This is a genomic window from Pseudomonas sp. BAV 4579, from assembly GCF_009765395.1.
GTDB classification, from domain to species: domain Bacteria; phylum Pseudomonadota; class Gammaproteobacteria; order Pseudomonadales; family Pseudomonadaceae; genus Chryseomonas; species Chryseomonas aestiva.
Map to the genome: position 1 here is coordinate 1 of NZ_WHOV01000147.1, position 2768 is coordinate 2768.

Genomic DNA, 2768 nt, shown 5'->3' on the forward strand with positions numbered 1-2768 from the left:
CCGCACCACCACCGCTCCGCTCCTCCCCTCTCCCCCCGGGAGAGGGCCGGGGTGAGGGCCCGCCAGCGCATCCGGCCACAATGCCCGGTGCCCGGCACCAGAAACGAGGCCACGCCCGCCCTCCCCCGGGAGACGTCGCGCAGGAGCCTTTACCCATCGACGAGGCCGAGCATGTCCCTACGCCTTTTTCTTCTGCCCCTGCTGTTGCTGCTCGTGGGCACCGCCCAGGCCGGTCCCGCCGCCGAGCTGGCCGCCGCCAGCGCCAACGACCAGGCCAAGCTGCTGCAGGACTGGGCCGCCGCGCCCGATCCCGCCCAACTCCCGGTGCTCCAAGCACTGCAGGACGGCCGCTTCTATGTCGACGAAGACAAGCGCCCCTTCTACAAGACCGGCGATAGCTACAGCGCCGCCGAAGGGGACGCCACGGCGCCCACCGGCACGCCCAAGCAGATCCGCCTGAACAACCGCCTGCGCATCCTCATCGGCGCTGCCCAGGCCAGCGGCGGGCTGCTGTCCACGGATGCCGGCGTGCGCCTGGCCGCCGCCCAGGCCCTGCGCCAGGAGGCCAAGCCCGAGCAGCGTGCCTTCCTGGAAAAACGCCTGCAGAGCGAAGCCGACAAGGAAGTGCGAGGCGCCCTCGCCGCCGCCCTGGCCAACCTGCAGCTGACCGATCCCGATCCCGCCGTGCGCCTGGCCGCGGTACGCCTGCTCGGCGAATCCGGCGAGCCCCAGGCCAAGACCCGCCTGCAGGCCCTGCTCGATCCCACGGTGGAAGCCAACGAAGACGTCCGCAAGGCCGCCGCTACCGGCCTGGCCCAGGTGGACCGCAAGCTGCTGCTGGGCGATCTGCTCGGCCAGGCCTTCACCGGGCTGTCGCTGGGCTCCATCCTGTTGCTCGCCGCCCTGGGCCTGGCCATCACCTATGGCCTGCTCGGCGTCATCAACATGGCCCATGGCGAGATGCTGATGCTCGGCGCCTACAGCACCTATATGGTGCAGCTGACCCTGCAGCGCCTGGCCCCCGAGTGGCTGGCCTGGTATCCGCTGCTGGCACTGCCGGTAGCCTTCGCCGTCACTGCCGCCATCGGCATGGCGCTGGAGCGCACCGTGATCCGCCATCTTTATGGCCGACCGCTGGAAACCTTGCTGGCCACTTGGGGCATCAGTCTGATGCTGATCCAGGCGGTGCGGGTGCTGTTCGGCGCCCAGAACGTCGAGGTGGCCAACCCGGCCTGGCTGTCCGGCGGCATCCAGGTGCTGCCCAACCTGCTCCTGCCGTGGAACCGGGTGATCATCCTCGGCTTCGTGGTCTTCGTGCTGGTCCTGACCTGGGCCCTGCTGAACAAGACCCGGCTGGGCCTCAACGTGCGCGCCGTGACCCAGAATCGCAACATGGCCGCCTGCTGCGGCGTCCCCACCGGGCGCATCGACATGCTCGCCTTCGGCCTTGGCTCCGGCATCGCCGGTCTCGGTGGCGTGGCCCTGTCGCAGATCGGCAACGTCGGCCCGGACCTCGGCCAGAGCTACATCATCGACTCCTTCCTGGTGGTGGTGCTCGGCGGCGTCGGCCAACTGGCCGGCAGCGTGCTGGCGGCCTTCGGCCTGGGCATCGTCAACAAGATCCTCGAACCCCAGATCGGCGCCGTGCTGGGCAAGATCCTCATCCTCGGCCTGATCATCCTGTTCATCCAGAAGCGGCCCCAGGGCCTGTTCGCCCTCAAGGGAAGGGTCATCGATTGAACCAGCCACTCGCGCTTACCGCTGTGCAGAAGGCCGGGCCGCGCCTGAGCCTGGCCGTGCTCGGCCTGGCCCTCGCCGTACTGATCGCCCTGCCGCTGCTGTCCCTGCTGCCGGCCGACAATGCCTTCCAGGTCTCGGCCTACACCCTGACCCTGGTGGGCAAGATCCTCTGCTACGCCATCGTCGCCCTGGCCCTGGACCTGGTCTGGGGCTATGCCGGGATGCTCTCCCTCGGCCACGGGCTGTTCTTCGCCCTCGGCGGCTACGCCATGGGCATGTACCTGATGCGCCAGGCCGCCGGCGACGGGCTGCCCCCCTTCATGAGCTTTCTCTCCTGGACCAGTTATCCCTGGTTCTGGGCCGGCACCGACCATTTCCTCTGGGCGCTGTGCCTGGCGGTCCTGGCCCCCGGTCTGCTGGCCCTGGCGTTCGGCTTCTTCGCCTTCCGCTCGAAGATCAAGGGCGTCTACTTCTCGATCATGACCCAGGCGCTGACCTTTGCCGGCATGCTGCTGTTCTTTCGCAACGAGACCGGCTTCGGCGGCAACAACGGCTTCACCGGCTTCACCACCCTGCTGGGCTTTCCGGTGGCCGCCCAGGGCACCCGCGCGGTGCTCTTCCTGCTCACCGTGGCTCTACTGACCGCCAGCCTCTGGCTGGGCTGGCGCCTGGCGCAGAGCAAGTTCGGCCGCATCCTCACGGCGATCCGCGACGCCGAGAACCGGGTGACCTTCTGCGGCTACGATCCCCGCGGCTTCAAGCTGTTCGTCTGGGTGCTCTCGGCGGTGCTCTGCGGCCTGGCCGGCGCCCTCTATGTGCCCCAGGTGGGCATCATCAACCCCAGCGAGATGGTCCCGACCAACTCCATCGAAGCGGCCATCTGGGTCGCCCTCGGCGGACGCGGCAGCCTGATCGGCCCGGTGCTCGGCGCCGGCATCGTCAACGGCGCCAAGAGCTGGTTCACCGTGGCCTTTCCCGAATACTGGCTGTTCTTTCTCGGCGCCCTGTTCATCGTCGTCACCCTCTAT

At 68.7% G+C, this 2768-nt stretch carries 2 protein-coding genes; both read left to right on the forward strand.

What is annotated here, in order from left to right; all coding sequences use genetic code 11:
* Positions 1-171 precede the first annotated feature (171 nt).
* Positions 172-1740, forward strand: a complete 1569-nt coding sequence (gene urtB / locus GSQ95_RS22645) for an urea ABC transporter permease subunit UrtB (protein ID WP_158896724.1) — start codon at positions 172-174, stop codon at positions 1738-1740.
* On the forward strand, positions 1737-2768 hold a 1032-nt coding region (gene urtC / locus GSQ95_RS22650; RefSeq protein WP_158973920.1), incomplete at its 3' end, for an urea ABC transporter permease subunit UrtC. The genes urtB and urtC, both read left to right, overlap by 4 nt.

Excerpts from the sequence above, each read along its gene's own strand:
- urtB (WP_158896724.1), top strand. The coding sequence starts at position 172 with ATGTCCCTACGCCTTTTTCTTCTGCCCCTGCTGTTGCTGCTCGTGGGC.